At 73.3% G+C, this 25,838-nt stretch carries 24 protein-coding genes; 14 read left to right on the forward strand and 10 right to left on the reverse strand.

All coding sequences use genetic code 11. The features are described from left to right. Nucleotides 1-76 precede the first annotated feature (76 nt). The 3 genes from ACFVDM_RS09830 to ACFVDM_RS09840 all read right to left on the reverse strand — a co-directional run bounded on the left by ACFVDM_RS09830 (nucleotide 77) and on the right by ACFVDM_RS09840 (nucleotide 4,481). A complete protein-coding gene (locus ACFVDM_RS09830; RefSeq protein WP_383635484.1) occupies nucleotides 77-628 on the reverse strand; it encodes a hypothetical protein in 552 nt (183 codons plus the stop codon). 248 nt (nucleotides 629-876) lie between these two features. Beyond that, complete coding sequence (locus ACFVDM_RS09835) at nucleotides 877-1,962, reverse strand: LacI family DNA-binding transcriptional regulator (RefSeq protein ID WP_383635487.1); 1,086 nt, start codon at nucleotides 1,960-1,962, stop codon at nucleotides 877-879. Between the two features lie 8 nt (nucleotides 1,963-1,970). Further along, entirely contained in the window at nucleotides 1,971-4,481 is a 2,511-nt protein-coding gene (locus ACFVDM_RS09840; RefSeq protein WP_383635490.1) for a glycoside hydrolase family 3 C-terminal domain-containing protein, read from the reverse strand. 299 nt (nucleotides 4,482-4,780) lie between these two features. Between ACFVDM_RS09840 and ACFVDM_RS09845 the strand changes: the two genes are divergently transcribed. Both ACFVDM_RS09845 and ACFVDM_RS09850 read left to right on the forward strand, forming a co-directional pair. Next, a complete protein-coding gene (locus ACFVDM_RS09845; protein ID WP_383635493.1) occupies nucleotides 4,781-5,758 on the forward strand; it encodes a hypothetical protein in 978 nt (325 codons plus the stop codon). Nucleotides 5,759-5,880: 122 nt separating this feature from the next. Further along, the gene (locus ACFVDM_RS09850; protein WP_383635495.1) at nucleotides 5,881-7,239 is read left to right on the forward strand and encodes a transglycosylase family protein; all 1,359 of its coding nucleotides are present in this window, start codon (nucleotides 5,881-5,883) and stop codon (nucleotides 7,237-7,239) included. Here ACFVDM_RS09850 and ACFVDM_RS09855 read toward each other — a convergent pair. After that, nucleotides 7,209-8,447, reverse strand: a complete 1,239-nt coding sequence (locus tag ACFVDM_RS09855; RefSeq protein WP_383635498.1) for a DMT family transporter — start codon at nucleotides 8,445-8,447, stop codon at nucleotides 7,209-7,211. The two genes, ACFVDM_RS09850 and ACFVDM_RS09855, sit on opposite strands and share 31 nt — an antisense overlap. A gap of 223 nt (nucleotides 8,448-8,670) precedes the next feature. Here ACFVDM_RS09855 and ACFVDM_RS09860 point away from each other — a divergent pair, with 223 nt between their 5' ends. Further along, on the forward strand, nucleotides 8,671-9,384 hold the full coding sequence (locus ACFVDM_RS09860) for a (2Fe-2S)-binding protein (RefSeq protein WP_383635501.1): 714 nt from the start codon (nucleotides 8,671-8,673) through the stop codon (nucleotides 9,382-9,384). A 57-nt stretch (nucleotides 9,385-9,441) separates the two neighbouring features. On the opposite strand, the gene ACFVDM_RS09865 is transcribed toward ACFVDM_RS09860, so the two are convergent. The 3 genes from ACFVDM_RS09865 to ACFVDM_RS09875 all read right to left on the reverse strand — a co-directional run bounded on the left by ACFVDM_RS09865 (nucleotide 9,442) and on the right by ACFVDM_RS09875 (nucleotide 12,949). Then, a complete protein-coding gene (locus ACFVDM_RS09865; protein ID WP_383635504.1) occupies nucleotides 9,442-9,897 on the reverse strand; it encodes an ATP-binding protein in 456 nt (151 codons plus the stop codon). Between the two features lie 188 nt (nucleotides 9,898-10,085). Then, nucleotides 10,086-11,714 carry a CHASE3 domain-containing protein gene (locus tag ACFVDM_RS09870; RefSeq protein ID WP_383635507.1) on the reverse strand — a complete coding sequence of 543 codons (1,629 nt, stop codon included), beginning with the start codon at nucleotides 11,712-11,714 and terminating at the stop codon, nucleotides 10,086-10,088. Beyond that, a complete protein-coding gene (locus ACFVDM_RS09875) occupies nucleotides 11,711-12,949 on the reverse strand; it encodes a PP2C family protein-serine/threonine phosphatase (RefSeq protein ID WP_383636757.1) in 1,239 nt (412 codons plus the stop codon). The genes ACFVDM_RS09870 and ACFVDM_RS09875 overlap by 4 nt, the downstream gene beginning before the upstream one ends. A gap of 213 nt (nucleotides 12,950-13,162) precedes the next feature. On the opposite strand from ACFVDM_RS09875, the gene ACFVDM_RS09880 reads away from it, so the two are divergent. Further along, the gene (locus ACFVDM_RS09880) at nucleotides 13,163-14,647 is read left to right on the forward strand and encodes an SDR family NAD(P)-dependent oxidoreductase (protein ID WP_383635511.1); all 1,485 of its coding nucleotides are present in this window, start codon (nucleotides 13,163-13,165) and stop codon (nucleotides 14,645-14,647) included. Between the two features lie 349 nt (nucleotides 14,648-14,996). Continuing rightward, nucleotides 14,997-15,173 carry a hypothetical protein gene (locus ACFVDM_RS09885; RefSeq protein WP_383635514.1) on the forward strand — a complete coding sequence of 59 codons (177 nt, stop codon included), beginning with the start codon at nucleotides 14,997-14,999 and terminating at the stop codon, nucleotides 15,171-15,173. 76 nt (nucleotides 15,174-15,249) lie between these two features. On the opposite strand, the gene ACFVDM_RS09890 is transcribed toward ACFVDM_RS09885, so the two are convergent. Both ACFVDM_RS09890 and ACFVDM_RS09895 read right to left on the reverse strand, forming a co-directional pair. Further along, complete coding sequence (locus ACFVDM_RS09890) at nucleotides 15,250-15,624, reverse strand: fluoride efflux transporter FluC (RefSeq protein WP_383635517.1); 375 nt, start codon at nucleotides 15,622-15,624, stop codon at nucleotides 15,250-15,252. Beyond that, nucleotides 15,621-16,079, reverse strand: coding sequence for a fluoride efflux transporter FluC (locus ACFVDM_RS09895; RefSeq protein ID WP_383635520.1), 459 nt, complete (start codon nucleotides 16,077-16,079; stop codon nucleotides 15,621-15,623). The genes ACFVDM_RS09890 and ACFVDM_RS09895 overlap by 4 nt, the downstream gene beginning before the upstream one ends. 209 nt (nucleotides 16,080-16,288) lie before the next feature. Here ACFVDM_RS09895 and ACFVDM_RS09900 point away from each other — a divergent pair, with 209 nt between their 5' ends. The 9 genes from ACFVDM_RS09900 to ACFVDM_RS09940 are packed head-to-tail and all read left to right on the forward strand — an operon-like array spanning nucleotide 16,289 to nucleotide 24,423. Next, a complete protein-coding gene (locus tag ACFVDM_RS09900) occupies nucleotides 16,289-17,251 on the forward strand; it encodes an urea transporter (RefSeq protein WP_383635523.1) in 963 nt (320 codons plus the stop codon). A gap of 51 nt (nucleotides 17,252-17,302) precedes the next feature. Next, complete coding sequence (locus tag ACFVDM_RS09905; RefSeq protein WP_383635527.1) at nucleotides 17,303-17,608, forward strand: urease subunit gamma; 306 nt, start codon at nucleotides 17,303-17,305, stop codon at nucleotides 17,606-17,608. Nucleotides 17,609-17,610: 2 nt separating this feature from the next. Further along, nucleotides 17,611-18,495, forward strand: coding sequence for a sirohydrochlorin chelatase (locus ACFVDM_RS09910; protein WP_383635529.1), 885 nt, complete (start codon nucleotides 17,611-17,613; stop codon nucleotides 18,493-18,495). Continuing rightward, nucleotides 18,492-18,944: an urease subunit beta gene (locus tag ACFVDM_RS09915; RefSeq protein WP_383635532.1), complete on the forward strand. Its 453-nt coding sequence runs from the start codon at nucleotides 18,492-18,494 to the stop codon at nucleotides 18,942-18,944. The genes ACFVDM_RS09910 and ACFVDM_RS09915 overlap by 4 nt, the downstream gene beginning before the upstream one ends. Next, nucleotides 18,944-20,668, forward strand: coding sequence for an urease subunit alpha (ureC, locus tag ACFVDM_RS09920; RefSeq protein WP_383635535.1), 1,725 nt, complete (start codon nucleotides 18,944-18,946; stop codon nucleotides 20,666-20,668). The genes ACFVDM_RS09915 and ureC overlap by 1 nt, the downstream gene beginning before the upstream one ends. Nucleotides 20,669-20,673: 5 nt before the next feature. Then, on the forward strand, nucleotides 20,674-21,423 hold the full coding sequence (locus ACFVDM_RS09925) for an urease accessory protein UreF (protein WP_383635538.1): 750 nt from the start codon (nucleotides 20,674-20,676) through the stop codon (nucleotides 21,421-21,423). A 26-nt stretch (nucleotides 21,424-21,449) separates the two neighbouring features. Further along, nucleotides 21,450-22,070 (forward strand): urease accessory protein UreG, encoded by a 621-nt coding sequence (ureG, locus tag ACFVDM_RS09930; protein ID WP_383635541.1) that lies wholly within the window; start codon nucleotides 21,450-21,452, stop codon nucleotides 22,068-22,070. 1 nt (nucleotide 22,071) lies between these two features. Next, the gene (locus ACFVDM_RS09935) at nucleotides 22,072-23,031 is read left to right on the forward strand and encodes an urease accessory protein UreD (protein ID WP_383635544.1); all 960 of its coding nucleotides are present in this window, start codon (nucleotides 22,072-22,074) and stop codon (nucleotides 23,029-23,031) included. 42 nt (nucleotides 23,032-23,073) lie between these two features. Then, a complete protein-coding gene (locus tag ACFVDM_RS09940; protein WP_383635547.1) occupies nucleotides 23,074-24,423 on the forward strand; it encodes an ammonium transporter in 1,350 nt (449 codons plus the stop codon). Here ACFVDM_RS09940 and ACFVDM_RS09945 read toward each other — a convergent pair. Next, on the reverse strand, nucleotides 24,420-25,835 hold the full coding sequence (locus ACFVDM_RS09945) for a lipase maturation factor family protein (protein ID WP_383635550.1): 1,416 nt from the start codon (nucleotides 25,833-25,835) through the stop codon (nucleotides 24,420-24,422). The two genes, ACFVDM_RS09940 and ACFVDM_RS09945, sit on opposite strands and share 4 nt — an antisense overlap. Nucleotides 25,836-25,838: the final 3 nt, after the last annotated feature.

Here is a 25,838-nt window from a genome sequence, read left to right on the forward strand (position 1 = left end):
ACCGGGGCGGGCGGGGCCCGCCCCGGTCGCGGCGCACGGAGGCCCGGGGACGGGTCCGGACGCGGGGCCGCGTGGATCAGGACGAGGCCTCCGGCGCCGGGCGCCACTCCGCGGACCAGGGCACGTCCCGGGCCACGGCTCCCGGCACCCCGAGGCTCGCCCGCGCGTGCTCCACGTAACGGCTCCGCGCGGCACGGAAGTCCTGGAAGGCCTCGTCCCAGTCGTGCTCGCCCTCCATCGGCACGCCCCGGGCCAGGCACTCCAGCCGCCACAGACAGTGGTCCACTGTTTTCGACGCGGTGTTCGCCTCCGTGTCGCCGAGCAGCCCGAGCGTCTCCGACAGGGCCGACCGGCGGGCTTCCATCTCGCCGAGTTCGGCCAGCACGTCCGGTGTCGGCTCCAGCTCCACCGGCCCGGACACCAGCCCCCGGGCGGCGGCGACCCGGTGGTACCGGGCCGCCAGCTCCTTCACCGCGTGGGCGTACTCGGCATAGGCCGTCAGCCGCCGTTCGTCCCACCGGACGGACTGCTGCCTGCGCCACCGGGTCCGCTCGTTCAGGCTGGTCACCAGGAACGACAGGAGCGCCCCCAGGCCGACACCCGCGAGGGGAAGAATCCGTTCGGTCATGCTCACCAGGGCCCCCGATCACCACGCACTACGACCGTCCGATCCTTCACGGCGCCACCGCCCGGCACAACACCCCGTGGGCGGCATGATCGGAAAGCGGGCCCCGGGGCCATGTCCGGCAGGTCAGGGCCCGGGGTCGCGACACCGGCCGGCAGGTGACGACTTGGGGCCGCGACACCGGCCGGCAGGTCACGGCCCGGGGCCGCGACACCGGCCGGCAGGTCACCCCGGGCCGTGCCGGACACCCTCTACGCCGAGTCCCGGACCACCAGGGCCGGTTCGAAGATCACCGAGGTCGCGGCGCCGTCCGGCTTGCCCAGACGTTCGATCAGCAGCCGGGCCATCTCGGCCGCCATGGCCTCCACCGGCTGGCGGACCGTCGTCAGCGGTGGCCGGCACGCGGACGCCGCGCTGCTGTCGTCGAATCCGATCACGGCCACGTCCTCGGGCACCCGCTTGCCGTGCTCCCGCAGCACATGGCACGCGCCCACGGCCATCAGATCGTTGGCCGCGAACACCCCGTCGAGATCCGGGTGCTCGGCCAGCAGCCGTTCCATGGCGGCCTCGCCGCTCTCCTGGGTGAACTGCCCCTCCGCGATCGGGGTGTACGCATGGCCGTGCCGCGTCATCGCCTCGCGGAAACCGGTCAGCCGCTCCTGGCCGGCGGGCACGTTCAGCGGACCCGCGATCGTCGCCACCCGGCGGCAGCCCCGGGCCAGCAGATGCTCCGCGGCCAGCCGGGCACCGTCCTGGTGCGCCAGATCGACATAGCTGATCCGGACCGGCCGGGCCGGGCGCGCGTACAGCACCGCCGGGAGCCCGGCGTCGGTGAGCAGACCCGGCAGCGGGTCCTCCGCGTGCGTCGAGACCACCAGCGCGCCGTCCGCGCTGCCCTGCCGCAGGAACGACACCACGTCCTCGCGCGCCCGGGAGGTCTCCGCGAACATCAGCACCGGATGCATCCCGCGCGGCCGCAGATAGTTGACCACCCCGGTCACCACCCGCCCGAAGAACGGGTCCGCGAAGACCTGGGCGGTGAACGACGCCCCCTCGTCGCCCTCCGCCCCGTCCGCCCCCTCGACCGGCTCGGACTCCACGCCCGCCCCCGACACCACCAGCGCGATGGCGTCGGTGCGGCGCGTCACCAGGGAGCGCGCGGCACGGTTGGGCGCGTAACCGGTCTCGGAGACCGCCCGGCGCACCGCCTCCTGGATCACCGGGTCCACATTGCGTACGCCGTTGATCACCCGGGAGACGGTGGCGCGGGAGACCCCGGCCGCCCTCGCCACGTCTTCGAGAGTGGGTGTGCCGGCCGGTCGCGGGTCATCCGTCATGAGCGCATTTATAGCATCAGCGGAGAGCGCTCTCCATCGTGCTCCGAACCGTTACCGGATCCTTTCCCCGCCGAGTCCCGCGGAGTCCGGGCAACGACCTCGGCGGCCAGCGGCAGATCGCCCGCCGAACGCCCCGCGAGCAGCGTGAACCCGCCCGGCTCCGTCTCCCAGCCGCCCCGCTCGGGCGACCAGTGGGCCAGGGCGCGCCCGCCCAGCCGGACCACCGCGACGGCGCTCCCGCCGGGATCGGCCTCCACCGCCGCGTACCCCACGAGCCGGCGCACCGGCCGCTCCACGGCCGACTCCGTCCGCGCCAGATACACCTGCACCACCTCGCGACCGCGCCGCCGCCCGGTGTTGCGCACCCGGACACGGACGTCGAAGGGCTCCCCGGACGCCACGGACGCGGGGGCGGTCAGTTCCTGGTACTCCCAGTGGGTGTACCCGAGACCGTGGCCGAACCAGTACGCCGGCGCGGCGCCGGAGCGCAGCCAGGCCCGGTGGCCGATGTGCGGGCCCTCCTCGTAGCGCAGCGTCCCGTCCGGGCCGGGCACGGTGGTGAGGACGGGGACGTCGCGCTGTGCGGCGGCCCAGGTCGTGGGCAGCCGGCCGCCCGGCTCGGCCCGGCCGAACAGCACGTCCGCCAGACCGTCACCGGCCTCCTGTCCGGGGAACCAGGCGAGCAGCAGCGCGGGCACCCGCGTGTGCCAGGGCAGGGCGACCGGGCCACCGGAGTTGACGACCACGACCGTGCGCGGATTGGCGCGGGCCACGGCCCCGACCAGCGCGTCCTGCCCGTCCGGCAGGGCCAGATCCGTACGGTCGTGCCCCTCCGACTCGCTCTGCTCCGTCGTTCCGACGACCACCACGGCGACATCGGCCACCCGGGCCGCCGACACCGCCTCGGCCAGCGCGCGTTCGGGATCGGCCGGGGGCGGGGCGGCGGCGAGGACCGTCGCGACACCGGAGCCCGGGGTGAGCGAGCGCCGGGCCACCACCTCCACCTCCCGGTCCGCCACCAGCACGGCGCGGCCGGTGCGCAGGGGCGGGGCGACATGGACCCGGGTCGGGTCGTCGCTGTCCACGGGGAACGTGCCGTTGAGTACCTCGCGCCCGTCCACCGAGAGCGAGAGATCGCCCCAGCCGCCCACCGCCCAGGTCCACTCCCCGCTCGCGCCCGGCCGGAACAGGGCCCGGATCTCCACCAGGGCGGCCGCGCCGGCCGGCACCGACGGTTCCACGATCCGCCCGGACAGCCGGTGCTCGGCGTGCAGTTCGCGGCCCCGCGCGTCCAGCAGGCGGACGAGCACACCGGGTTCGCCGGTGCGCGGATCGCGGGACCGGTCGCGGCCGAGCGGGGCCGGGCGGGGCGACGGCGGCAGTCCCGGCCGGTACGACACGGCGGCCGCCCCGTCCAGTGCCTTCTCGATCCCGGCCAGCGGGGTGACCACGCTCTCGGGGAAGACCTCGGCGCTGCCGCCGCCCTGGACGCGCACGGCCGTGGCGTGCGGCCCGATCACGGCGACCGAGCGCAGGGCCGCCGGGTCGAGCGGCAGCAGGGCGTCGTCGTTGCGCAGCAGTACCGCACCGGCGGAGACGGCGCGGCGCAGCAGGGCGCGGCGGGCGTCGGGGGCGGGGGCCGGCCGTCGGGCGGGGCGGGCCGGTCCCAGTGCGTCCACCCGTCCGGCCAGCCGCAGCAGCCGGCGCACCTTGTCGTCGATCGTGCCGGCGGACACCAGTCCTTGTTCCACCGCGTCCAGCAGCCCCTCCGCCCACGGCCCCTGCGGGCCCGGCATCGCCAGGTCCTGGCCGGAGCGCGCGGAGTCCAGCAGGGTGCGCACACCGCCCCAGTCGGAGACGACCGCCCCGTCGAAGCCCCAGTCGTCCTTCAGCGGGCTCTCCAGGAGCGGGGAGGCGGACATCGTGACGCCGTCCACCCGGTTGTACGCGGACATCACCGCCCACACCCCGGCCTCCACGGCGTCCTCGAACGGGGCGAGATAGACCTCGCGCAGGGTCCGTTCGTCCATGCGGACGTCGACGGTCAGCCGGTCCGTCTCGGAGTCGTTGCCCACGAAGTGCTTGGCGGTGGCCGCCACTCCGCCCGACTGGATGCCCCTGATGAGCGCGGCACCGGTCCGCCCGGTGAGCAGCGGGTCCTCGGAGAAGCACTCGAAATGCCGTCCGCCCAGCGGGGAGCGGTGCAGATTCAGGGTGGGGGCGAGGAGTACGTCGACGCCCTTGCGGCGGGCCTCCGAGGCGAGCAGGGCGCCGAGTTCGGTCTGCAGCCGCTCGTCCCAGGAGGCGGCGAGTGCCGTGGGGGAGGGCAGGACGAGCGAGGTCTCGCGTTCGTCCCAGGTCTCGCCGCGCACCCCGGCCGGCCCGTCGGAGAGGGTGAGCTGCCGCAGCCCGAGCGCCGGCTCGCCGTGGGTGCGCCAGGTGCTCGCCCCGGTCAGCAGCCGCACCTTTCCCGCCGTGTCGAGCTTGTCGAGCAACGCATCGATCTCTTCGTCCGTCATGGCGGCCGTGCTCCTTCGCGCACCGCGCTCCCACACAGTCGGAGAGCGCTCTCCCGGGATGTCGCGCCCAGCGTCGCTGGCCGACGCCGACCGTGTCAATGGGGGCCCGGGGCGTGCGGACCGTCACGGCGGACGCGGAAGGGGTGGGTGCCGGCCGTGTCACCGGGACCCCGCCGGCCCCGCGGCGGCAGGGCCCAAGTGCCGTTCCACCGGGCCCGGCCGGCGTCGCGCACCCGCCAGGAACCCTCGGGACAGCGCGTAGGATGCCTGCGGTCTTCGGTCCCGGGGGAGGGTGCGCGATGTCCGGTGGACGTACGAGACGGCTGCGCGGCACGGCCGCATGCGCCCTCCTCGCCCTCCTCGCGGCGTGCGGCGGAGGCGGGGGAGCCGGTCCGGAACCGGACCCGTCGCCCTCTGCGGCCGTCTCGCTGAAGCTGGAGGAGATGACCCCCTACGACGACTGGCTCGGCCTGATGCTGCACCTCTCCAACGGGAGCGCCGCCCGGTCGGACGTCGTCGTCCGGGTGCACATCGGTTCCGGCCATTCCGGAGGCGCCCTGCCGGACGTGGAGGAGAAGTCGGGCCACGGCTGGAAGGGGCTGCCGCTCACCAAGGACGGGAGCGGCGCGTCCGGCACGTTCCGGATGAGCCTCCCGAGCGGCGGCACGACCGCCTTCCTGGGCGTCACCCCGCACGCGGGGCCCCGGGTCGAGGGCGACGCGCTCCCGCTGGACATCAGCGTGTCCGACGGCAGCCGTACGCTCGTACGTGCCCACGGCGGCGTGCACCCGATGGCGCTGTCGCTCGACCGGGCACAGCTCCGCGAACCGGCCCCTCTGGGACGCGGGCCCTGGACCGAGGTGCGCTACACCGCCACCAACCTTTCGCGCACCGCCTATCCGCAGGCCACGGCCCTGGCCGAGTTCCGCGCCTGCGCGACCGGGCTCTACGGTCCGCAGTCCGCCGACACCTGCGGTCCGGGCTCGGACAACCGCCGGGTGACGGCGGAGCTGCGCGTCCAGTGGTACGACGACGGCCGGTGGAAGGACGTGACCCCGCCGGACGACGGCTCCCTCGGCGGCGACACCCTCACCCTGGCGGTCGGAGCGCTGCCCGCGGACGCGTCGCGTCCGATCCGGCTCCGTTTCGCCGGTGCCCGCGCGCTGGACGGCGGCGTCCGCCTGCTCACCCTCACCGCCCGGGTGACCGGACAGGCTCCGGGCGCCTCCGCGCGCTCCGTGGGAATCGCCCCGTCCACCACCTTCGCGCTCCGCTGACGTCCCGTACGCCCCTCTTTCGGACCCTTGGCCGGAACTCGCTGTGCCCTTGTCATCACCCGTTGTCTGCACATAAGTTGACCGCTTGCGACGTGTCCTACAGCGAGTGGGGGAGCCACAACATGGCCGCGAACGGACGGCACCGCAAGTACCAGCCGAGCCGCGTCAACCGTGTCTCGCTGACGGTGACGGCGGGCGGTGCGGGCATCGCCCTTCCGCTGATCACCGCCGCCTCCGCGGGCGCGGCGTCGGCGGACGTCTGGGAGAAGGTCGCCGCGTGCGAGTCGAGCGGCAACTGGCACATCAACACCGGCAACGGGTACTTCGGCGGGCTCCAGTTCACCCGGTCGACCTGGGCCGCGTACGGCGGGACGGTCTACGCGCCGCGCGCCGACCTGGCCACCCGGGACCAGCAGATAGCCATCGCCGAGAAGGTCCTCGGGGGCCAGGGACCGGGCGCCTGGCCGGTCTGCTCGGGCAAGGCGGGCCTGTCCCGGGGAGGGGACGCCCCCGACATCAGCCCGCAGACCGAGCACACGGCCCCGGTGACGAAGGCGGGGCCCGCCACCCGGGCGCCCGCGGCCCCCAAGGCCTCCACCCCCGCCGCGACCCCGACGACCGTGCCCGGTGTGCGCGACTCGTACACCGTGGCGCGCGGCGACTCGCTCTCCGGGATCGCGGCCGAGCGGCACGTCACGGGCGGCTGGCAGCGGCTCTACGCGGACAACCGCTCCGTCGTCGGCGACGACCCGGACCTGATCTTCCCGGGGCAGCGTCTCAGCATCGGGGGCGCGGCACGGACGGTCTCCTCCACGCCCGCGAAGAAGAGCGCCACCTCCCCGGACCACTCCAAGGACGCGTCCGCCGGCCAGAAGCGCGCGGCGTCGAAGGCGGCGCCCGAGGCGGCCCACCCCGCCGCGCCCAAGGCCGCACAGCCCGAGCACACCCAGCAGGCCCGGCCCAAGCCGACCGCCACCCCGAAGCGGACGCACCCCGCGCCCGCGGCGAAGCCCCGGCAGACGCACCCGGCCAAGACCGAGAAGGCCGAGACCCGCACGCCGCAGCGGACCCAGAAGCACACCGGGCTCACCGCCCCCGTCGCCGCCCGTACCGGCACCCCGTATCACCAGTCCGGTTCCTGGGCGAGCGGCTACCACACGGGTGTCGACTTCCCGGTGCCCACCGGCACCTCGGTGAAGTCCGTGGCGTCCGGCACGGTCGTCTCGGCGGGCTGGGGCGGGGCGTACGGCTACCAGGTCGTCATCCGGCACGGCGACGGCAAGTACAGCCAGTACGCCCATCTCTCCTCGCTGCTGGTCCGCTCCGGCCAGCACGTCGGTGGCGGGCAGCGCATCGCCCGCTCCGGCTCGACCGGCAACGTCACCGGACCGCACCTGCACTTCGAGATCCGCACGGGCCCCGGCTACGGCTCCGACATCGACCCGCTGGCCTACCTCAGGGCGGGTGGCGTCAGCGTCTGAACGCCGGGCCGGTCACCGGTCCCGGCGGCGGAGCCCACGGGCTCGGCGTCCTTCCGCCCGCCGCCGCCCGGACGCGGCTCCGGTCCGAACTCCACCCGGTACAGCCGGTGATGCAGCGGCGGTGCCGGGATCGCCTCCAGCACCACCGAGGGACGCTTCGGGTTCTGGGGCGCGGGCAGGGGCACCGCGGCCGGGGAGACCGGCCCGTCCGCCGCAGGAGGTCCGTCCGGCCGGCCGGACGGTGTGCCCACCGGGGCCGGCGCGCCGGCGGGCCCGGCGAAATCCTCGCCCTCCGCGCGGGCGGGAGCGAGCGTGGAGGAGGAGGCGGAGCCCGGGTCGGAGGAGTCCGCCGACGCGTCCGCTCCGCGCTCCGCGCTCATCCGCTCGGTGGTGAGCATGATCAGACCGCCCGCCGCGACCGCCCCGCACACCAGGGCGAGCAGGGTCCCCGCCGTGCCGTGCCGGAACTGCTCACCGAACAGCGTGAGCCCGACCGCGGCCGCCACCACCGGATTGACCACGGTCACGGTGGCCAGCGGAGCCGTCAGCCCGGCACCCCGGTACGCGGCCTGGGACAGCAGCAGCCCCGCCCCCGCGAGCGCCCCGATCACCAGCAGCGACGGCAGCCCCTCGCCGACCTGACCGGACGTCCACCGCATCGCCACGGTCTTGGTGAACACCGAGGCGATCCCGAAGGCGACGCCCGCCGCACCGGCCAGGACCACGCTGCGCACCACGGGCCGCCGCATGACCCGCGAGAGCAGCATCAGCGCCGCCACCGCGCCGAACGTCACCACGGCGAGCATCAGCTGCTGCGGACCGCCGAGCGCGTGCGCGTCCGAACTCCCGGTCAGGGCCAGCAGCCCGGCCAGACCCGCGGTCGCCATGACCGCGCCGCGCCAGGCGGTCGCCCCGGCCCTGCGGCGCACGAACACGGCCGCCATCGGCAGCGCGAAGACTATGGTCAGCGCGCCGAGCGGCTGGACGAGGCTGAGCGGCCCGTACGCCAGCGCCACCACGTGCAGCAGCGCGCCGAGACCGTTCAGCACCACCGCCGCCCACCAGACGCGGTTGCGCAGCGGGGTGAGGGAACTGCCGTCCTCCGAGGTCGCCGCGACGCGCTCCTGGACGATCGCCCCGGCCGCGTAGGCGACCGCAGAGACCAGTGACAGCAGCACGGACAGCGCGAGGGAACTCATGTACACCACGATCTCCCTTCGAAGCCTCCGCGTCGTCGTCCCTGAGACGGCGATTTCACGTACTGCTTTGGTAGTACGGGAGCAGCCCGGGTGTCCTCCTCCCGACGGTAGTCCTCCTCGCGGGTGACGTCAGAACGATCATCCCGCGGCGGTACGGTGAACGGCGGACCGTGGCACGGCCGGTGGCCGCGGCACCACGGCACGTGACCGTGCGAGGGGAGGCGGTGACCGGATGACGCAGGGCGAACCGGCAGGTCCGGGCGGGTTCTTCGCGGTGGCGACGGCCCCGGTGCCGGGCGGCGCGCACCGACCGCTGAGCCGGTTGTACGCGGGGGAGGACGCCCCGCTCACGGCACGTGTCGACACCGTCGCCCAGCGGCTCGGAACACCGGAGCGACGGGTCGCCGCCTCCGTCGCCCAGCTGGGTCTGGCGTCCCGGCTCTGGTCGCTCGCGCTCGGACCGGCGGCGCTCACGGGCACCTTCCCCGACCCGCGGCCGGAACTGCTGTGCTGGGACCCGGGGGCGGCCGCCCCCGACGACCTCCGGCTCGACGCGGACCGCCGTCTGCCCGGCACCGCCGACCGGATCCGGGAGGCGGTCCTCCACGGCCATCTCGTCCCGCTCGTCGCGGCGGTCCGCCGCGACACCCGGGTGTCCGAACGGCTGCTGTGGGGCAACGCCGGATCGGCTCTGGCGGGCGCCGCCGGGCAGTTGACGGCGTGGGCGCGCACGCACGGACGGCCGGACGCCGCGGCCCGCGCCGGTGCGCTGGCCGCCGGGCTCCTCGACGACCCGCTTCTGCGCGGTACGAGTGCGGCGCGCGGCCCCGGTTTCCGGCGGCGCACCTGCTGCCTCTACTACCGGGTCCCGGGCGGCGGGCTGTGCGGCGACTGCGCCCTCGACCACGTGCCGCGCGGAGGCCGGGGAGCGGCCGGGAGCGCCTGAGGCGCCCGGGGTGGATGTGGGGCGGGCGGCGTCCCGCCCGCCCCACGGCTCGGGCGTTCAGCTGCTCAGCTGGAACTCGGCCCGGATGCGCTTGCCCACCGGCACCCGCTCGGCGGTCAGCCGGTCGCAGACCGCCACGACGATCTCCATGCCGTGCCCGCCGGGGCGCGTGGGATCGGGGGCGTACAGATGCGGAAGGGACGTGCTGCTGTCGTACACGGTCACACTGACGCGCTGCGCGGTGCCCTCCAGCTCCAGCAGGTACGGGCCATGGCTGTAGCGGTCCGCGTTGGTGACCAGCTCGCTCACCGCCAGCAGCAGATCGCTGCGGGTGTGCTCACCGAAGACCGCCAGCCATTCGGCCGCCAGGCGGGCCAGGAAACGGTCGGCCAGGGCGCGGGCCCGCGCGATGCAGCCCGGCTCGCCGTCGAAGACCTCGGCGCTGTGCAAGACCTCCGGCGGCCGGTCCCGGTCGGGACACCCGGCCGACCGGGAGGTGACCTGTTCGTTCATGTGCTCCCGCCAGGGCGACGCAGGGGAGGTCGGTGACCATGTCTCGGCGTCCGCATACCCGCGCACGGCCGTCCCACTCCGGACAGGGCCCGGCGGATCCCCGGAGATCCGCCGCGCCCCGGCCTCCGGCCGGTGCGGCGGCGGGCGGTCGTGCCGGGACCCGTCGGACGGCCCGGGGCGCGGGGCGCTCACGCGGGCCCTCCCGGAGCGGGCACGGAGACGGCGGCGTCCGGGCGGTCCGTGGCCGGCCGCGGACCCTGCCCCTCGACGGGCAGGGTGAACCGCACCCGGGTGCCCCCGGTGTGCTCGACGTCGATGCCGATCCCGCCGCCGTGGACCTCGACGATCTTGCGGCAGAGAGCCAGCCCGATCCCCGTGCCCTCGTAGGCGTCCCGGCCGTGCAGCCGCTGGAAGATCACGAAGACCCGCTCGGCCGACTCGGGGGCGATGCCGATGCCGTTGTCCGTCACCGACAGCCGCCAGGTGCCGTCCTGCCGGACGCAGTCGATCCGGATCCGGCACGGAACGTCCGGCCGCCGGAACTTCACTGCGTTGCCGATCAGATTCCGCCACACCATCGCGAGCGCGGTGGGATCGCCGGTGACCTCCGGCAGCGGGGCCTCGCGGACGACGGTGGCCCCGGACTCCTCGACGACGAGTGCGAGATCGGCCAGGGCGCGGTCCAGACAGGCGTCGAGCGAAACCGTCCGCCACCGGTCGTGGACCCGGCCCACCCGCGAGAAGGTCAGCAGATCGTCGATGAGCACCTGCATCCGCGCCGCCCCGTCCACCGCGAAGTCGATGTACTGATGGGCGCGCTCGTCCAGCTCACCGCCGTACCGTTTCTCCAGCAGCCGGCAGAACGAGGCGACCTTCCGCAGCGGCTCCTGGAGGTCGTGCGAGGCCACATAGGCGAACTGCTCCAGCTCCGCGTTGGAGCGCCGCAGCTCCTGCGCCTGACCGTCCAGCAGCGCCTCGCGCTCCCGGGACCCGGCCAGTTCGTCGACGATGCGCCGGCGCATGTCCTCGACGGCGGCGGCGACCGCCCGGACGTCGGACGGGCCCCGCACCTCGATCCGGTTGCCGAAGGCCCCCGCCCGCACCCGGTCGGACGCGGCGCTCAGCCGGTTCAGCGGCCGGCCCACCGTCCGGTGCAGCAGCAGACTCAGCGAGACCACCGCCAGGAGCAGCCCCGCGACCAGGGCGATCACCACCTCGTCCCGGGTGGCGCGGGCCCGCTCCAGATCGGCGCGGGCACGGTCGCGCGCGGTGTCGAGATGGTCCTGCTGCGTGGCGTACAGGCGGCGCAGCGTGTCGAACCCGTCCTTGCTGCCCCGGATCGGCTGCGAGGTCTCCGAGGCCGGACCGCTGCTGCGGACGGCGGCGATCAGCGGCTCCGCGTGATGCGCGCGCCAGCCGCGCGCGGCGGCCTCGATACGGTCCAGGTCCCCGGCGAAGGGCTGTTCCTCCCCGACCAGCGCCCGGACCCTGGCCAGCCGCACCTGTTCGGCCCGCCGCCCCGCCTGGTACGGGTCGAGGAAGGAGTCGTCACCGGTCAGCGCGAAGCCCCGCACCCCCGTCTCCTGGTCGAGCAGGGCGTTCTGGAGCTGGAAGGACGAGGACCTGGCGGGCTGGATCCGGTCCACCAGCTCCGTCGTGCGGTCGGAGATCCGGGACAGGACCAGACCGCCGGCCACCAGCGCCCCGCACACCACGAGCACGAAGCCGCCGAGGATCAGATGGACCCAGTTCTGCACGGACAGCCGCGCGATCGCACCCGGACGGTACGGATCCGTCGAGGGGCGCGGACGGATCACCACGCACCCCCGCGCGCCCAGCCCAGATGCAGCACTGCCACGTCGTCGGCGAGCCCTCCGTAGGGTGCGGCGGCCCGGGACGCCTCGGCGACCAGCGTGTCGACGAAGGGGCGGGCGCCGAGCGAACCGTTTCGGCGGGCCAGGGCCAGCAGCCCGTCCTCGCCCAGCCGGGTCCGCGGGCCGGTGCGCCCCTCGAAGAGCCCGTCGGTGAACAGCACGATCCGGCCGCCCGCGGGCAGCGCCAGCTCGGACACCGTCCAGCGGCCGGTGCCGGGGAGCACCCCGAGGGCGAGCCCCGGATCCGGCTCGGACCAGCTCACCGACGTGCCGCTGCGCAGCAGCAGCCCGGGGTGCCCCGCCCTGACCACGTCGACCCGGTCGCCACCGGGCGGGAAGGACAGGGAGGTGAGCGTGGCGAACAGATGCGGGTCGGACCGCTCGGCGACCAGGATCTCCTCCAGGACCCGGACCTGTTCGAGCCGGTCGGTCCCGCACAGCACCGCCGTGCGCCAGGCCACCCGCAGACAGACGCCGAGCGCGGCCTCCGCCGCCCCGTGCCCCGAGACATCGCCGATCACCGCGTGCACGGTCCCGTCGGACGTCTGCACCACGTCGTAGAAGTCACCGCTCAGCAGCCCGTGGGCCCGTCCCGGCTCGTACCGTGCCACGGCCTCGAAACCGCCGTCGCGCAGCAGCGGCACGGGCAGCAGCCCGCGCTCCAGCCGGGCGTTCTCCTGCGCCATCAGCCGGTTGGCGCGCAGCGCGCCCGCCGCCCGCTCGACCTGCTTGCGCTGGAGCGCGTACCGGACGGAGCGGCCCAGGACCTGCGGATCGAGCCGGCCCTTGACCAGATAGTCCTGTGCGCCGGTGGCCACCGCGGCCAGCCCGGTGTCCGCCTCGGCCGTGCCGGTCAGCACCACCACGGCGGCGTCGGGGGCCGACTCGACGAGCGTGGTGACGGCGTCCACACCGACCGCGTCGGGCAGATGGAGATCGAGCAGCACACAGCAGGGCGTACGGCAGCCGGCCAGGAACGCGCGGGCCTCGGCCAGCGTCCGGCACCAGGTCAGGGCGGAGTCCAGCTCGCCGTCCGCGAGCATCTCCTCGACCAGCAGCGCGTCCCCCGCGTCGTCCTCGACGAGCAGGATCACGGCGTCGACGTCCCACACCGAACCGCCGCCCGCGGGGCCGGGGCCGTGCTGGGCCGGGACGGCGTCGACGCGGACCGGGGACACCTCCGCCCCGCCCGCAGAAAGTTCCGTCACGTACCGCCCCCAGGGCCTCGCGTCGCCGTATCGCAGCGAAGCATATGTGACGCAACTGTGGCGGAAACGGCCGGTGCGCGGCCCCGGCCGGAGCCCCTTCCGCCGATGCGGAGCAGCCCCGGGCCCATGGCAGACTTGACCGGGGCGTTCGCCGCCACGAGGGACACAGACAGAGGAACGGCAATGACGGTGACAGAGGACAGCCCGCGGACCGAGCCCGGGATCGGGGAATTCGGTCCCGGCATCGACCCGGAGCGGCTGGCCGTCTGCCTGAGCGTGCTCGACGAGCTCGACTCCATCGAGGTCGACCACCCGGACGCGATCGCGGTGCGCCGGGCCACGGCCGGTATCTACCGGACCGTGAAGCAGCGCCGCCGCCAGGAGCGCCGGGCCGCCAAGACCGCACACGACAAGGCCGTGACCGAGGCCACCGCGACCGGCTCCGCCGAGCGCATCGACGACGAGACGCAGGGCGTCCTGCCGTCGTCCACGGCCACCTCCGAGATCGCGGGCGTGCTGCGCCGCCCCCGCTCCTGCTACGTCTGCAAGACGCGGTACGTCGAGGTCGACGCCTTCTACCACCAGCTCTGCCAGGACTGCGCCCGCGAGAACCGGGCGCGCCGCGACGCCCGCACCGACCTCACCGGGCGCCGGGCGCTGCTCACCGGCGGACGCGCCAAGATCGGGATGTACATCGCGCTGCGGCTGCTGCGCGACGGCGCCCACACCACCATCACCACGCGCTTCCCCAACGACGCGATCCGCCGCTTCAAGGCGATGCCGGACAGTGACGCGTGGATCCACCGGCTGAAGATCGTCGGCATAGACCTGCGCGACCCGGCCCAGGTCGTCGCGCTCGCCGACTCCGTGGCCGCCGAGGGGCCGCTGGACATCCTGATCAACAACGCCGCGCAGACGGTCCGCCGCTCGCCGCAGGCCTACAGCGAGCTGGTCGCCGCCGAGTCCGCCCCGCTGCCCGCGGGCGAGCTGCCCCCGGCCGAGGTGATCGGCACCTTCGGCAGCGGTTCGGTGGACCGGGTGGCCGCGCTGCCGGCCGCCCGCTCGGAGGGGCTGACCGCGCAGGACGTCACCGAACTCGCGCTGGTGACCGGTTCGGCGTCGCCGGCCCGGATCGCCGCGGGCACCGCGATCGACGCGGGCGGGCTCGTTCCGGACCTGCACGCCAGCAACAGCTGGATCCAGACAGTCGACGAGGTGGAGCCGATCGAGCTGCTGGAGGTCCAGCTCTGCAACTCCACCGCCCCCTTCATCCTGATCAGCCGGCTCCGTCCGGCGATGGCCGCGACCGCCGCCAAGTACGCCTACGTCGTCAACGTCTCCGCCATGGAAGGCGTCTTCGGGCGCGGGTACAAGGGCGCCGGCCACCCGCACACCAACATGGCCAAGGCCGCGCTGAACATGCTGACCCGCACCAGCGCCCAGGAGATGTACGAGCGGGACGGCATCCTGATGACCGCCGTCGACACCGGCTGGATCACCGACGAGCGCCCGCACCCGGACAAGATGCGCCTGGCCGAGGAGGGCTTCCACGCCCCGCTCGACCTGGTGGACGGCGCCGCCCGGGTCTACGACCCGATCGTGCGCGGCGAGTCGGGCGAGGCGCTGTACGGCTGCTTCCTCAAGGACTACGCGCCCGCCAACTGGTGAGCGCGGCCGCCACCGGGCGGCACACGGACCCCAAAAGACCCGGCCGGACACCATTCCGGCCGGGTCTTTTCCCTGTGGAATGGCCGAAAGTGACTCACTGCACACGTTCCATCGAGCAGGGAAGCGCTCATTTGGTTACGCTGAGGGGAACGGACGCCACCAAGGGATCCACGAAGACTCCTCGGCCGTCCTGGGACAGGTCCGTCAACCGGACCGGCGTCCCGCCCCTCACCCGGCGCCACCGCGACCGAACAGATCCTGCCCTGCCCCGCACATGGGCGGTCGACGACCGGATATGACGCCGTAGCGTCGGTTGCGCCCGGGGCTACGCGACACAAAGGAGTGCGCGGTGACCACACCCGAACTGACGAAGCACGAGAACCGGCCCGCCGAACGACGCGGAGAGCGGGCCCGCCGGCCCGAGACCCTCCGCAACATCGAGGTCTGGGCCCGCTCCGCACCGATCCGGCTGGCCGGTTACGAGGACGACCTCGCCGAGCCGCACATCCTGCCCGGCATCGACTGAGTGCTCCGCCCCCGGTCACACCGGCTCCGGCCCCGCCCCGCCCAGGGACGGGGCCGGAGCCGTTCTCACGGAGCGGTCAGAAGACGGCGTCCGCCACGGCGGCCCCGCCGAACGAGAGCCCGACGCCCGCGGCGACGGTGAGCACCAGATACCCGGCCGCCAGGGCCAGCCGGCGGGCCGAGGTCAGGGTGAGCAGTTCGTACGAGAAGGTCGACCAGGTCGACAGCGCCCCGCAGAACCCGGTGGCCAGCAGCATGTTCAGCCGCGTGCTCAGCTCGCCGTCGGTCACCGCCTCCGCCAGGAAGCCGAGGATCAGGGCGGCGGCGGCGTTGGCCGCGAAGGTGCCCCACGGGAAGGCGCTGTGCAGACGGAATTTGGCGTCGACGCCGAGCAGATAGCGCACCGGCGCCCCCACCAGCCCGCCGGCCAGGACGAACAGCATGTCGGTCACGAGGCGTCGTCCTCCGTGCGGTAGGAGCGCCCGAAGGCGGCATGGGTGGCGAGCGCGCCCGCGGTGACGGCCGCCAGCGCGCACACCACCGTCAGCACCAGGCAGCCGACCGCGTATCCGGGCTCGTCGTTGTCGAAGAGCTGGCGCACGTTGTCCGTGTAGTGCGAGAAGGACGTGAAGCCGCCCAGGACCCCGGTGCCCAGCAGCGGGCTGATCAGCCGGGGCGCCTGCGGGAAGCGCAGCTTCAGGGTGACCATGAGCACGCCCATCAGGAAGCAGCCCACGGTGTTGACCAGCAGGATCGTCCAGGGGAAGGCGGTGACAGCCGTCGGCCAGATGTCCTCGGCGCTGTGCCGGGCGGCGGCCCCGGCGGCGCCGCCGACCGCGACGACGGCCACGACGGACCACTGCACCCCGGGGTGGTGGTCGGGGTGGGTGCGGAGGTGCAACCTCATCTTCCGGCGCATACCGCGAACCTACGGAAGGGATGCGCGCGCCGGGGGCCCGAGCGCGCCCGTCGGACCATGGCTGTACCTGACTGGCCTACCGGTCGGGTACACGGGGTGAGAAGGTCACCACTCTGTGCGTTGATGGCATATGTCGTCATATGCCGCACCGCGCTCCCGCGCGTGGGGCATCATCTGTCGCGCCCCTGGAGCACGTCATGCCCCTCGCCGAGCCGGACATCGTCCGGCGGCTGGAGAGCCGTCAGCCGTCCGCGTATCTGCTGGCCTCGTTACGGGGCGTCGGCCAGGTCGACTTCCAGTCGAGTCTGCTGACCGGGGCGGCGATCCTCGTCGGACTCTGGGTGGCGGGCTGGGAGACCGGCCTGTTCGCCACGCTCGGCACCCTGATCGCGACCGCCACCGCCTACGCGCTGGACGTCGACCGGGGGAAGATCGCGCTCGGCCTCCAGGGCTTCGCCGGCTGCCTCACCGGCATCGCCCTCGTGTCCTCGCTGGGCCACCACCCCGCCACCTATGTGCTGACCGTGATCGGCGCCGTCATGTGCACCGTCCTCATGGCGACGCTCGGCACGTTCCTCACCCCGTACGGCCTCACCCCGATGACCGCCCCCTTCTGCCTGGTCTCCGGGGTGATGGTGGTCGGAGCCCCGTCCTTCTCACGCGTCTGGCACGGGGCGCCCAAGGCGGTCTCCAGCACCACCAGCGGCGACACCGCCATGTCGTGGGACGTCCTGTGGCACGCGTTCTTCAACAACGTCTCGCAGATCTTCCTGGTCGAGAGCTGGTACGTCGGCCTCATCATGCTGGTCGGCCTGGCCCTGGCCTCCGTGCGCGTCGTGCTCTACGCGGCCCTCGGCAGCGTGACCGGAATCGTCGCCGCCTGGCTCCTCGGTGCCCCCACCGAACTGATCGCCAACGGCATCTACGGGTACAACGCCGTCCTCGTCGCCATCGCCCTGGGCGCCGTCTTCATGGCCAACACCGTCTGGACCGGCGTCTACGCCCTGCTCGGCGCGGCGGCCAGCACCGGGCTCACCGCCTCGCTGACCTCCTTCTTCAAACCCTTCGGCGGCCACACCTTCACCTGGCCCTTCATCCTCACGACCTGGGCCCTGCTGGCCGCCGTGCCGCTCCTGCCCCGTCTGCGCCGGAGCGACTGACCGCACCGGACCCCGCCCCCACCGCCCGTTCACCCGAGGAAGGTACTGACGATGAACCTCGCCCCCCGCGAGATCGACAAGCTGCTCGTCTACGTCGTGGCCGATCTGGCGCGCAAACGCCAGAGCCGCGGACTCAAGCTCAACTACAGCGAATCGGTGGCACTGATCACCGAGGCGATCCTCGAAGCGGCCCGCGACGGCAAGAGCGTCGCCGACTGCATGGAACTGGGCCGCCATGTCGTGGGCGAGGCCGACACCATGGACGGCGTACGGGAGATGCTCGGCCTGCTCCAGGTCGAGGCGTCCTTCGTGGACGGGACCAAGCTGGTGTCCTGCCACGACCCCATCGGCGGCTGACCGTGGCCGAACGCGGCGCCGTCATCGCCGTCTGCGGCCACGAGGCCGCCTACGGGGGCGCCCTGGACGGCCTCGCGGCCGACGGGGTGACCGTCGTCCCCGCCGGGCGCGCCCTGTTCCGGACCGTCACCGCCCACGGCCGCCGGGGCGAGGAGACCGTCGTCGTCCCCATGACGCTGGGCCGGGAGCCCGGACTCGTCGCGGACACCGCCCGCACCCTGCGCGCGGTCCCGCCCGACGCGCGGGGCACCACCCTGCTCGCCGCGCCCCTCGGCACCGCCCAGCACCTCGTCGGCTGGCTGCGCGCGGCGGCGGGACGGGTGGAGGAGAGCGCGGCGCTGCTGATCACCGCCCCGGCGGGGGACCCCTTCGAGGACGCCGAACTCCACCGCGTCGCCGCGCTGGTGCGCCGCTACGGCCGGCGGGGCCTCGTCGAGGTGGCGTTCTCCGGCGGCGACCCCGATCCGGCCGAGGGCGTCCGGCGGTGCCGGCTGCTCGGCGCGCGTCGGGTGGCGCTGCTGCCGGCCGCGTTCGCGCCGCCGGAGCTGCCCGCGGCCGACGGGACGGTGCCGGTGGACCTCGCGGGGCCGCTGCTCTCGCCACCGGCGCTGCGCCGGGTGCTCGCGGAGCGGGTGTCCGACGCCCGGCGGCGGTGGCGGGAGCACGGTGACGACGGTGTCGCCGCCGGTCTGACCGCGGCCGACGACCACGGCCACTCCCATACGCATCCGCCCGGCGAGGACCACGGCCACGGTCACGCGCACCACCACGCGCACCCCTCGGACGACGCGCACGGCCACGGGCCGCACGCGCCGGGACCCCCGCATCCGCACCACCACCACCCGTCCGCCGCCGGCGCGGACCGAGCCATCGGGAGCATCGCATGACGTTCCGTCAGAAATATCTGTACGGCAAGGACCCCATCGAACTGAACGCGGGCCGCCGCACCCTCAAGGTCAAGGTGAGCAACACCGGTGACCGCGCGGTGCAGGTCGGCTCCCACTACCACTTCTTCGAGGTCAACTCGGCCCTGTCGTTCGACCGCCAGGAGACGCTGGGCATGCACCTCAACATCGCCGCCGGCACCTCCGTGCGGTTCGAACCCGGCGGTTCGCGCGAGGTCGAGCTCTGCGCGTACGCCGGAACCGGCCGGCTCGTCGGCTTCAGCGGACTGCTCAACGGCAGCCTCGCCTCCCACCCGGCCCGTTTCGAAGCCTTCCGCAAGGCCATCGAGATGGGCTTCCAGGGCGCCCGGGAAACGGCCGGTTCCGGCAAGGGCGCCAAGGGCTCGTCCGGTTCCAAGGCCGCCAAGGAAAAGAAGAAGGGTTCGCGCTGATGCCCATCATCCCGCGCAAGCAGTACACCGACATGTTCGGCCCGACGGTCGGCGACCGCTTCTACCTCGCCGACACCAATCTGCTCGTCGAGGTCGAGAAGGACTACAGCGAGGGCCTGTACGGCGACGAGGTCGTCTACGGCGGCGGCAAGACCATGCGCGACGGCATGGCCGCCGACCCGCAGGCCACCGCCGCCCAGGGCGCCCTGGACACCGTCATCACCAACGTGGTCGTCATCGACCCGGTGGTCGGCGTCGTCAAGTGCGACATCGGGATCAAGGACGGCTTCATCGTCGGCATCGGCAAGTCCGGCAACCCGCAGACGCAGAACAACGTCGACCCGGACCTCGTCATCGGCCCCGGCACCGAGGCCATCGCGGGCGAGCACCTGATCGCCACCGCGGGCGCCATCGACACCCACGTCCACCTGATCGCCCCGCAACAGGCCGAGCAGGCGCTGACCAACGGCATCACCACCCTCATCGGAGGCGGCACCGGGCCCTCCGACGGCTCCAACGGCACCACGTGCACCCCCGGCCCGTACAACATCGCCAAGCTGCTCCAGGCCGCGGAGACGATGCCGGTCAACCTCGGCATCATGGGCAAGGGCAACGGCAGTCTGCCGGCCGCCCTCGACGAGCAGGTGGAGGCCGGTGCCTGCGGGCTCAAGGTGCACGAGGACTGGGGCGCCACCCCGGCCGTCATCGACAACGCGCTGAACGTCGCCGACGCCCACGACGTGCAGGTCTCCATCCACACCGACAGCCTCAACGAGAGCGGTTTCTTCGAGGACACCCGCTCCGCGATCGACGGCCGCGCCATCCACACCTTCCACAGCGAGGGCGCGGGCGGCGGTCACGCCCCCGACATCCTGCGGATCGCCGGTGAGCCCAACGTCCTGCCGTCCTCGACCAACCCGACGCTGCCGTACACCAAGAACTCGGTCGACGAACTCCTCGACATGGTGATGGTCTGCCACCACCTCAGCCACGACATCCCCGAGGACGTCTCCTTCGCCGACAGCCGGGTCAGGGCCGAGACGATCGCCGCCGAATCGGTGCTCCACGACCTCGGCGTGATCAGCATCGTCTCCTCCGACTCCCAGGCCATGGGCCGCGTCGGAGAGTCCTTCACCCGCTGCTTCCAGATCGCGCACCACTGCAAGGACAAGCTCGGTGTGCTGGAGGGCGACTCCAAGCGGAACGACAACGAGCGGGTGCTGCGCTACCTCGCCAAGGTCACCATCAACCCGGCCATCGCCTCCGGCATCGCCGACCACGTCGGGTCCATCGAGAAGGGCAAGCTCGCCGACATCGTGCTCTGGCCCATCCACTCGTTCGCCGCCAAGCCGAAGATGGTGATCAAGGGCGGCATCATCTCCTGGGCGCAGATGGGCGACCCCAACGCCTCGCTGCCGACCCCGCAGCCGGTGATCTACCGGCCGATGTTCGGCCAGTACGGCAAGGCCCACCAGGCCACGCACGCCACCTTCATGTCTCAGGCGGGCATCGCCGCCGGGGTTCCCGAAGCACTCGGCCTGGAGCGCAAGGTCCTCCCGGTGCGCCGCACCCGGACCATCGGCAAGCACAACATGGTCCGCAACGACGCCCTGCCGGACATCCAGGTCGACCCGGAGACGTTCAAGGTCACGCTCAACGGCAAGGTCGCCACCATCGACCCGGCCGAGACGCTGCCCCTCAACCACCTCTACTTCCTGGTCTAGGGGCGATGTACCGCAACGAGAGCGAAGCCCGCGAGGAGGCCGCCACCGCGACCGGTGGCGGTGCCGGGGCGGGCCTCGGGCCCCTGCTGGTCAGCCTCCAGCTCACCGACTCCGCCTTCCCCAGCGGCTTCTACACGCTGTCGCACAGCCTGGAGGGGTACGCGCAGGCCGGGGCCGTCGACGCCGCGAGCCTGCCGGACCTCCTGAACGACCTGCTGCGGCACGGCGTCGGCCCCGCCGACGCCACCGCGCTCGCGCTCGCCCACCGCGCCACGGCGGCGGGCGAGCCGGACGCCGTCGTCCGTGTCGACCACCATCTGCTGGCCACCAAGCTCGGCCGGGAGATGCGCCAGGCCGCCACCCGGACCGGACGCCAGCTCCTCGACCTGGGCAGCGAGGTCTTCGACCGCCCCGAGATCGCCGCCTACTTCGCCCGTGTCGTGGGCGGCGAGGCGCCGGGCACCCAGGCGGTGGCGGCCGGTGTCATCTACGCGGCGACGGGTGTCCCGGCCCGCCAGGCCGTCGCCGCCGATCTGTTCGCCTTCTGCGTCAGCTTCGCGGGTGCCGCGCTGCGGCTCCGGCTGACCGACCACCGTACGGCGCAGACCCTGCTGCGCGGCGCGGCCCCCGTCATCGAGGAGACCGTCGAGGCGGCCCTGCGCCGCGATCTCGACGACCTCGGTGCCACCGTCTTCGCCTCCGACGTCATGTCCGGCCGCCACGAGCGCGCCGAGGCCCGGCTCTTCGCGAGCTGACACCCACTCACCCCCGAGGGAGCACCATGGACGACAACGTACTGCGGGTCGGCATCGGCGGACCGGTCGGATCCGGCAAGACCGCGCTCATCGAGGCGCTGGTCCCCGTCCTGATCGGACGCGGCCACCGCCCCGCCGTCATCACCAACGACATCTACACCCAGGAGGACGCCCAGCACGTCCGCCGCACCCTGGCCGGAGTGCTCGAACCGGAGCGCGTCGTCGGCGTGGAGACGGGCGCCTGCCCGCACACCGCCGTGCGGGACGACCCGACGATGAACCTGGCGGCCGGCGCCGAGATGCTGGAGCGCTTCCCGGACGTCGACACGCTGCTCTACGAGTCCGGCGGCGACAACCTCACCCTGACGTTCAGCCCCGCCCTCGTCGACCTCTTCCTCTTCGTGCTGGACACCGCCGAGGGCGAGAAGATGCCCCGCAAGCGCGGCCCCGGCATCACCGACTCGGACCTGCTCGTCATCAACAAGATCGACATCGCGCAGTACGTCCGCACGGACATCAACGTCATGGAGTCCGACGCCCACCGGGTCCGGGGCGACCGCCCCGTCGTCCTCACCGACTGCCTGACCGGCGTCGGCATCGACGACATCGCGGTCTTCCTGGAGTCGCGCCGCAAGGTGCTGATCTGACATGACGCTCGCCCCGCACCGGCCCCGCGCCGACCGCCTCGCCGAGGACTACTACACCCCCGTCCGCGTCCCCCCGGAGGTGGCGTCCCTGGCCTCCGTACCGGACACCCTCGCCCCCGGCTCCCCGGCCAAGGTGGGCATCCTCGACCTGGCCTTCGCGGTGCGGGGCGAGCGCACCGAGCTCGTCGAGCGCTACCAGAAGACCCCGCTCCAGATCATGCGGCCGCTCTGGATCGACCCGGCGCGGCCCGGCATGAGCTACGTCTACATGATGGCGACCGGCGGCGGGATCGCCCAGGCGGACCGCTACCGGATGGACTTCCGCTGCGGCCCGGACACCGAGGTCCACCTCACCACCCAGGCCGCCACCAAGATCTTCCGCATGGAGCACGACTACGCGAGCCAGCGGGTGCATCTGACGGCCGAGGCGGGGAGTTACGTCGAGTACCTGCCCGACCCGCTGATCCCGTTCCGCGACGCGCGCTTCTACCAGCGCACCGAGGTCACGGTGGCCCCGGGCGCCACCGTCGTCCTCGGCGAGACCGTCACCGCCGGACGCCTCGCCCGCGGCGAGCGCCACGCGTACCGGGTGCTCGCCACCGATCTGCGCATCGCCCGGCCCGACGGCGCGCTCCTCGCCCTGGACACCCTGCGGCTCGTCCCCGGTCGCGACGGCGAGGGGGTGGTCGGCCCCGGGGTGTTCGCCGGCCGCGACCACGTGGCCACGCTCTACGCGGTGACCGACCGGGTTCCCGCCGCCGCGCTGGCCGACGCCCTGCACGACGCGCTCGACGGGCTCGGCGTGCTCCACGGGGTGAGCGTCCTGCCCCACGACTGCGGCGCCTGGGCGCGGGTCCTGGACGACAGCCCGGTCCTGGTCGCCGCCGCGCACGAGGCGGCCCACCAGACCGTACGCCGACTGCTCACCGGTCACCCCGCGCCCGATCTCCGCAAGCCGTAAGCACCCGGCCCGCCCCGCCCCCACGACCCGAGGGATCCGCCGATGAACACCGCCCCCGCGCCGATGCCGGCCGCGTACGACTCCGGCGACACCGCCTGGCTGCTGGCCTCCACCGCCATGGTGCTGCTGATGACGCCCGGTCTCGCGTTCTTCTACGGCGGCATGGTGCGCACCCGTCAGGTGCTCATGATGATCAAGATGAGTTTCGCCGCGCTGGCCTTCGGCACGCTCGTCTGGTGGGTCATCGGCTACACCCTGGCCTTCGGTCCCGACGTCGGGGGCGCCGGACTCATCGGCAACCTCGATCACGTCTTCATGCACGACATCGGGCTCACGACCCTGACGGGGCACATCCCCACCTACGTCTACAGCACCTTCCAGATGGGCTTCGCCGTCATCACCGTGGCCCTGGTCAGCGGCTCGATCGCCGACCGCGCCACGATGAGGGGCTGGCTGGTCTTCGTCGTGCTCTGGCTGCTCATCGTGTACATCCCCATCGCCCACTGGGTGTTCGACCCCGACGGCTGGATCGTGAAGCACCTCGGCGCACTCGACTTCGCCGGGGGGCTCCCGGTGGAGCTCAACTCGGGTGTCGCCGGACTGGCCGTCGCCCTGGTGCTGCGGGCACCGCGCGACTTCGCCCGCCGCGAGGAGCGCCCGAACAACATTCCGCTGGTGGTCATCGGGGTCGGGCTGCTCTGGTTCGGCTGGTTCGGCTTCAACTCCGGTTCCGCCCTCAGCGACCAGGGCACCGCCGCCGCGGCCTTCATCAACACCCAGCTCGGCGCCGCCGGAGCCATGGTCACCTGGCCGCTGGTGGAGAAGTGGCGCACCGGCCGGGTCACCACGATGGGCGTCGTCTCCTCGGCCGTGGCCGGCATGGTCGCGATCACTCCGGCCTGCGGCGAGATCAACACCCTCGGAGCCGTGATCACCGGTCTCGTCGTCGGCGCGGTGTGCGCCTTCGCGATCACGCTCAAATTCCGCTTCAACGTGGACGACACGCTCGACGTGGTCGGGGTGCACGGTGTCGGCGGCCTGATCGGCCTGATCATGGTCGGCCTCTTCGCCACCGCCCGCATCAGCGGCAAGAAGGGCCTCTTCTACGGCGGCGGCTGGGGGCTGCTCGGCAAACAGCTCGTCGCGATCGTCTCGGTGATCGCCTTCTCCTTCGTCCTGACCTGGATCATCGCCAAGGTGGTGGACCTGACCGTCGGCTTCCGCGCCAAGGAGGAGTACGCGAACGTCCCCGGCGAGGAGGTGGAGCGCGCGTACGACTTCCAGACCGCGGAGCGACTGGGCGCGCTGGTCTCCGGCGCCCGGGTCAGCAGCGACGACGAACTCGTCAAGCAGATCAGCCGGCTGCTGCGCGCCCGCGACGCGGACCGTTAGCGCGGCCCGCTCCGGGTCGGGGCCATGAAGGTGCGGACGGGGACGCGGTGCCACCAGCGGCCGGTGGCCCGCAGTTCGCTCCAGGTGGTGTACCGGTAGCGGAAGACCCGGGCGCGGACGTACGCCGGTGGCGCGTCCGGGAACGGATCGTGCCGCAGCAGCCGCAGCGTGTCCAGGTCACCGGCCAGCAGACGTTCCACGAACGGACCGAACCAGGGCCGGGCGTACGCGGGGGAGAGCGCCGCGAACCACATCATCCAGTCGAGCCGCAGATGGTACGGGGCGAACTGGCGCGGCAGCCGCCGGGGATCGCCCGGCTTCCCGTGGAAGCCGTACTCCCGCCAGACCGTCCCCGGGTGGAGCTCCCGTTCGTCGGTGCCCTCGACCACGACCTCCAGCCGGACCCGGCTGACGCTGCCGAAGGCCCCGTACGTGTTGACGAGGCGCAGCGGGTCGAAGGACCGGTTCATCACCTGGCGGCGCGAGACCAGATTGCGGGCCGGGCGGTAACTGAGGACCAGGACCAGCGCGGTGACGGCGACGACCAGCACCTCGTACCAGACGGGCGCCGCCGGGAGGGCCGGCCGGCGCCCGGCGACGAGCGGCCAGTCCACCGCGGGCAGCGCGAGCGCGATCGTCAGCCAGTTGAGCCAGGCGAAGTTCCCGGAGAGCACCAGCCACAGCTGGGTGAGGATCATCAGGGCCGCCGCCGCGCCCGCCACCGGCTGCGGGGTGAACAGCAGGAACGGGACCAGCAGCTGGGTCACATGGTTGGCCGCCGCCTCGGCGCGGTGCAGCGGGCGGGGCAGATGGTGGAAGAACCAGCTGAGCGGCCCCGGCATCGGCTGAGTCTCGTGGTGGAAGTCCAGACAGGTCAGCCTGCGCCAGCACGCGTCGCCCCGGATCTTGATCAGTCCCGCGCCGAACTCCACCCGGAACAGCAGCCAGCGCAGCAGCCACAGCACGAGCAGCGGCGGCCCGGTGTCGTCGTTGCCCAGGAAGACGGCGAGGAAGCCCGTCTCCAGGAGCAGCGACTCCCATCCGAAGCCGTACCAGACCCCGCCGACCTGCACGATCGACAGGTACAGCACCCACGGCACCGCCCAGATCAGCAGACACGCCCACAACGGCACGGCACGGTCCGCCCCCGCGAGCAGGGCGACGGCGACCGCGCACCCCGTCCACGCCACCAGGGCGAAGAGACGGTCGGAGAAGCCGAAACGGAAGAGTCCCGGGGCGGTGCGCCAGGTCGTGCGCCGCAGCACGTCGCGGGCGGGCAGCATGCCGCGGTCGCCGATCAGCGCCCGGAACTGGAGCGCGGCGGTGAGGAAGGCGGTCAGATAGACCACGGCCAGGGCCTTCTGGAAGATCAGCCGGCCCAGCTCGTACCCGTCCGCGGTGAACCACTGCATCGC

Origin of the sequence: Streptomyces sp. NPDC057682, from assembly GCF_042799575.1 — a bacterium.
Lineage (GTDB): Bacteria > Actinomycetota > Actinomycetes > Streptomycetales > Streptomycetaceae > Streptomyces.